At 62.0% G+C, this 6190-nt stretch carries 4 protein-coding genes; 3 read left to right on the forward strand and 1 reads right to left on the reverse strand.

Annotated elements, in window-relative coordinates:
* Positions 1-109 precede the first annotated feature (109 nt).
* From AC30D9_RS29330 to AC30D9_RS29340, 3 genes are all read left to right on the forward strand, one after another.
* Positions 110-1876, forward strand: coding sequence for a sensor histidine kinase (locus AC30D9_RS29330; RefSeq protein ID WP_134926684.1), 1767 nt, complete (start codon positions 110-112; stop codon positions 1874-1876).
* Complete coding sequence (locus AC30D9_RS29335) at positions 1869-3194, forward strand: sigma-54-dependent transcriptional regulator (protein WP_490145371.1); 1326 nt, start codon at positions 1869-1871, stop codon at positions 3192-3194. Before AC30D9_RS29330 ends, AC30D9_RS29335 begins: the two co-directional genes overlap by 8 nt.
* A 419-nt stretch (positions 3195-3613) precedes the next feature.
* On the forward strand, positions 3614-4933 hold the full coding sequence (locus AC30D9_RS29340) for an MFS transporter (RefSeq protein WP_490145372.1): 1320 nt from the start codon (positions 3614-3616) through the stop codon (positions 4931-4933).
* Positions 4934-5036: 103 nt separating this feature from the next.
* Here the strand turns inward: AC30D9_RS29340 and AC30D9_RS29345 are convergent, their stop codons facing one another.
* Entirely contained in the window at positions 5037-5795 is a 759-nt protein-coding gene (locus AC30D9_RS29345; RefSeq protein WP_109753771.1) for a COG4705 family protein, read from the reverse strand.
* Positions 5796-6190: the final 395 nt, after the last annotated feature.

Below are 6190 nucleotides of genomic sequence, written 5' to 3' on the forward strand. Positions count from 1 at the left end.
GATCCCTTGTGGGAGCGAGCCTGCTCGCGATGGCGGTGGGTCATCTTGCATCCCTGTTGGATCTGCCATGCTATCGTGCCCGCCCGACTTTCCACTGGTTTACGCCAGCATGCTGCCAACTACCCGTACCTTGCGCCTGTCGTTGTACACCTTGCTGATCCTCACCGGCGCGGTGGTTGCCGCCACTTTCGCCGTACGCCATGCCGAACGCGCGGCGCTGGAGGAAGATGCCAGCCGTGCAAACCAGCAACTGGCGCTGTACGCCACTTCGCTGCACACCCTGATCGAACGTTACCGCGCCCTGCCCGCCGTGCTGGCGCTGGACCCGGAATTGCGCTCGGCCCTCAAGGGTCCTGTCAGTGCAGCGCAGCAGGACGCGCTGAACCGCAAGCTGGAACAGATCAATGGCGCCGCACAGTCATCCACCCTGGAACTGCTCGACCACACCGGCCTGGCCGTCGCGGCCAGCAACTGGCGCCTGCCCAGCAGCTATGTCGGGCATAATTATGGTTTTCGTCCCTATTTCCTCCAGACCCGCACCCAGGGCACCGGGCGTTTTTATGCGGTGGGCGTGACCAGCGGCATCCCGGGGTATTTCCTTTCCAGCGCAGTGACGGGCGACAACGGCGAATTCCTTGGCGCCATGGTCGTGAAGCTGGAGTTTCCCGAGATCGAGCGTGAATGGCGCCAGGGCAGCGACACCCTGTTGGTCAGCGATGCCCGGGGCATCATCTTCATCGCCAATCGCCCAGGCTGGCGTTATCGTCACTTGCAGCCATTGAGCGACAGCGACCGCGCCGAGCTCAAGGCCACCCGCCAATACGACAAACAACCCTTGCAACCGCTAGCCTATGAGTCGCTGCGGCGCTTCGATGACAATAGCCATCTGGCCCGGGTCGAGACCCCCGATGGCTCGTCCGACTACCTGTGGGAGTCCTTGCCGCTGACCGCCGAAGGCTGGACGCTGCACTTGCTGCGCCGACCGCAGATCGCTTTCGAAGACCGTCGCAACGCCGGGCTCGCCGCCGCCGGGTTGTGGCTGGCGCTGGTGTTTCTGCTGCTGTTTCTCAACCAACGCTGGCGCCTGGCAAAACTGCGCCAGCGCAGCCGCGAAGAACTCGAACGTCTGGTGGAAGAACGCACCCGGGATCTGCGCACGGCCCAGGACGGGCTGGTGCAATCGGCCAAGCTGGCGGCGCTGGGGCAGATGTCGGCGGCCCTGGCCCATGAAATCAACCAGCCCTTGACCGCCCAGCGCATGCAACTGGCAACCCTGCGCTTGCTGCTGGATCACGGTCGGGTCGATGACGCCTACAAGGCCCTCAAGCCGGTGGACGACATGCTGACCCGCATGGCCGCCCTCACCGGCCACCTGAAGACGTTCGCCCGCAAAAGCCCCAGCGGCCTGCGCGAACGCCTGGACCTGGCGGCGGTGGTGGACCAGGCGCTGCAATTGCTGGACACGCGCCTGCGCGACGAACAGGTCAGCACCGTGCTGCACCTGACTCGCCCGGCGTGGGTGCGCGGCGATGCGATCCGCCTCGAACAGGTGTTGATCAACCTGCTGCGCAACGCCCTCGACGCCATGGTCGGCCAACCTATCAAGCGCCTGGAAGTGCGTCTGGAAGCCGACGATCAATTGTGGCGCCTGACCGTCAGTGACAGCGGTACCGGCATCGCCGAGGAACACCTGGCCCAGGTATTCGATCCGTTTTTCACCACCAAGGCCGTGGGAGATGGCCTGGGCTTGGGCCTGGCGGTTTCGTTTGCGATCATTCATGAATCCGGTGGCCGCCTGAGCGCGGACAACCATGAGCACGGCGCGGTATTCTGCGTGACCTTGCCCATTGATCAGGAGGCTCAACTGCATGCTTGATTCAGTCATGGTCGTTGATGACGAAGGCAGCATTCGCAGTGCCGTCGAGCAATGGTTGAGCCTGTCGGGGTTCCAGGTGCAGCTGTTCAGCCGCGCCGACGAATGCCTGGCAAAGTTGCCGGAACATTTCCCCGGGGTGATCCTCAGCGACGTGCGCATGCCCGGGCTCAGCGGCCTGGAATTGCTGGCCGAAGTGCAGCGGCGCGATCCGGACCTGCCAGTGATTCTGCTCACCGGCCATGGCGATGTACCGATGGCCGTGGAGGCCATGCGCGACGGTGCCTACGATTTCCTGGAGAAACCCTTCAGCCCCGAAGCCTTGCTCGGCAGCCTGCGCCGGGCCCTGGACAAGCGCACCCTGGTCCTGGAAAACCGACGCCTGCATGAGCAGGCCGACGCTCGGGCCCGGCTCGACGGGACGCTGCTGGGTGTGTCGCGGGCACTGCAAAACCTGCGACGCCAGGTGCTGGACTTGGCAGCGCTGCCGGTCAATGTGTTGATCCGTGGCGAAACCGGCAGCGGCAAGGAATTGGTCGCCCGTTGCCTGCACGACTTCGGCCCGAGGGCGAGCAAACCCTTCGTCGCGTTGAACTGCGCGGCCATTCCCGAAGCGCTGTTCGAGGCGGAGCTGTTTGGCCACGAAAGCGGCGCCTTCACCGGCGCCCAGGGCAAGCGCATCGGCAAGCTCGAATACGCCGACGGCGGCACACTGTTTCTCGACGAAATAGAGAGCATGCCCCTGGCCCAGCAGGTCAAGCTGCTACGGGTGTTGCAAGAGCAGAAACTTGAACGCCTGGGCTCCAACCAGAGCATCCCGGTGGACCTGCGCATCATCGCCGCCACCAAGCCCGACCTGCTGGACGAAGCCCGGGCCGGGCGGTTCCGCGAAGACCTGGCCTATCGCCTGAACGTCGCCGAGCTGCGCTTGCCGCCGCTACGTGAACGCCGCGAGGACATTCCCCTGCTGTTCGAACACTTCACCCACAGCGCCGCCGAACGCCTGGGCCGCATCGCCGCGCCCCTGAGCGGCCCGCAATTGAGCCACCTGCTCAGCCACGACTGGCCAGGCAACGTGCGCGAACTGGCCAACGTCGCCGAGCGTCAGGTATTGGGACTGGATCAATCGCAGCCCCTGGATACGGAGCCTGGCCAGTCCCTCGCCGCCCAACAGGAAGCCTTCGAAGCCCAATGCCTGCGCGCCGCCCTGACGCGGCACAAAGGGGATGTGAAAGCGGTGCTCGAAGAACTGCAACTGCCGCGCCGCACCTTCAATGAAAAGATGCAACGGCATGGGTTGAGTCGGGAGATGTTTTTGTAGGGCTGCTGAATTTGCTGTGTCTGTACCGGCCTCATCGCGAGCAGGCTCGCTCCCACAGGGTGATATGTACGCCGGACAAATGTGTGAGCGGACTTGCTCGCGAAGGCGTCGAGTCAGTCGGTATTGAATGGGCTGACACACCGCTTTCGCGAGCAAGCCCGCTCCCACAGGGTCATCTGTACACCGGCCAAAATGTGGGAGCGAGCCTGCTCGCGATGGCGCCGGTACAAACAGCACATCCACCCCCGCATAAGCGGATTCCCGCCCACACCCGCAGCCACAATGAGCGGATTTCCGCTCACCCAGCGCCGTAAACCCCTCTAGCCCGGCCCTCCAGCCGCTGGCACAGCTCCTGCTATAGCCCTGTCAGGCTGCGTTCCCACGCGCTCCACAAAAACAATTAAACGAAGGATCCTTCAATGGATAACTCCAACGCCCTGCCCATTGGGTCGGCCGCCGCGCCCGCCCGTGAAAGAACCACCACCAGCCGGATCAAATCGATCTTCAGCGGCTCGGTCGGCAACATGGTCGAGTGGTATGACTGGTACGTCTACGCCGCTTTCTCGTTGTACTTCGCCAAAGTCTTCTTCCCCAAGGGCGACACCACCGCCCAACTGCTCAACACCGCCGCGATCTTCGCCGTGGGTTTCCTGATGCGCCCGATCGGCGGGTGGTTGATGGGCCTGTACGCCGACCGCGCCGGTCGTAAACGCGCATTGATGGCTTCGGTGTACCTGATGTGCTTCGGCTCGCTGATCATCGCCCTGAGCCCGAGCTACGAAACCATCGGCGTCGGCGCGCCGGTCCTGCTGGTGTTCGCCCGTTTGCTCCAAGGCTTGTCGGTGGGCGGCGAGTACGGCACCTCGGCCACCTACCTGAGCGAGATGGCGACCAAGGAACGTCGCGGCTTCTTCTCCAGCTTCCAGTACGTGACCCTGATCTCCGGCCAGCTCATCGCCCTCGGCGTGCTGATCGTGCTGCAACAGTTCCTCACCACCGAACAACTGTATGCCTGGGGCTGGCGCATCCCGTTCGCCATCGGTGCCCTGTGCGCGATCGTGGCGCTGTACCTGCGACGCGGCATGGAAGAAACCGAGTCGTTCACCAAGAAAGAGAAATCCAAGGAAAGCGCCATGCGCACCTTGCTGCGCCACCCCAAGGAACTGATGACCGTGGTCGGCCTGACCATGGGCGGCACCCTGGCGTTCTACACCTACACCACCTACATGCAGAAATACCTGGTGAACACCGTCGGCATGAGCATCTCCGACTCCACCACCATTTCCGCCGCCACGCTGTTCCTGTTCATGTGCCTGCAACCGGTGATCGGCGGGTTGTCGGACAAGGTCGGGCGCCGTCCGATCCTGATTGCCTTCGGCATCCTCGGCACGCTGTGCACCGTGCCAATCCTCACCACTCTGCACACCATCCAGACCTGGTGGGGCGCGTTCTTCCTGATCATGGCCGCGCTGATCATCGTCAGCGGCTACACCTCGATCAACGCCGTGGTCAAAGCCGAGCTGTTCCCCACCGAAATCCGCGCCCTGGGTGTCGGCCTGCCCTACGCGCTGACCGTGTCGATCTTCGGCGGCACTGCTGAATACATCGCGCTATGGTTCAAGAGCATCGGCATGGAAACCGGCTACTACTGGTACGTGACGGCGTGCATCGCGGTCTCGCTGCTGGTGTACATCACCATGAAAGACACCCGCAAGCACTCGCGTATCGTCACCGACTGACGAGGTTTAACAGTCACTGCAACGGTGACTGTGATGGCCCCATCGCGAGCAGGCTCGCTCCCACAGGATTTGCGCTGGACCTGTGGGAGCGGCGGCGCGGTAATCAGCTCAACTCAGCCGCACGCTGCCTGTTGCCATAACGGTTCTGCGCATACGCCGCGCCGGCAATCATCACGATCAGTATCCCCGCCAACACCGCCGATGAGCCGACGGTGCCGAAGTCCAGCCCCCCTTTCTCATGAGGCTTGGTCATCAAGTCGCCCAGCGTCGCGCCAAGGGGGCGTGTCAGCACGAAGGCTATCCAGAACAACACCACCGACGAAATCCTGGTGAAGTACTTGAGCAGCACGACTACGGCAATGGTCGAGCTGATCAGCAATGCGCCGCCAGCAAATCCCAGCCCCGAATCGTCGGCCAGGTAATCACCGAGCGCGGTGCCCAAGGTGTTGGAAAACAGAATCGCCATCCAGTAGAACATCTCGCCGCGAAAGGTCTGCACCTTGGTGACGTTGAGCGAATCACCGCTCAGGCGCCAGGCTGCGAAAATCGCCAACAAAATCGCAATCAGAATCATCGACCCGGTGGCGTACCCCAACTCAAGGGTGCGATCCATGAAATCGGACATTGTGGTGCCCGCCGTGCTGGTGGACAGGATCACGATCCAGTACAGCAGCGGCTTGTAGGTCTTGGCCATCAGCTGTGTAACCAGCGTCAGGACGAACACGCTGATCAGAATCAGCGAGCTGATGGCATAACCGACATTGAGCGTCATCGATAGCAAATCCCCCGCGGTTTCACCCAGGGTCGTCGCGCAGATCTTCATGACCCAAAAGGCCAAGGTGATTTGAGGCAGTTTATTCATCGCAGGCTCCAGAGGATGGCGGCCAACTCTTGGGGCCAACCGTGGGGGCAAGCTGACATCGCGGCGGTGAAAAACAGGTCGGCAGCGTATGAAAAATCTGTCATTGAACTGCGATTAATCACCCGTTAATGCACTTGCCACACCCTGAACTCACTGAATCGATGACCTGCGCAAGGTTCGCTCCGACTGCTGAAGCGGATTATATGCGTCGCCCTTAACATCGATTTAATAGATAGCTTTTAGCATTATTTTGCGCTTTCTAATCAAATTAATTGGCGTAGCATTCAACCCATGCAAGACACATCGCCAACGAACCTGGAGTGACCACCATGAAAACCAAACTGATCCTCGCCCTGACCCTGTCCGTACTGGCCGCCAACACCTTCGCTGCCGAC

Source organism: Pseudomonas sp. DF11 (assembly GCF_058148565.1).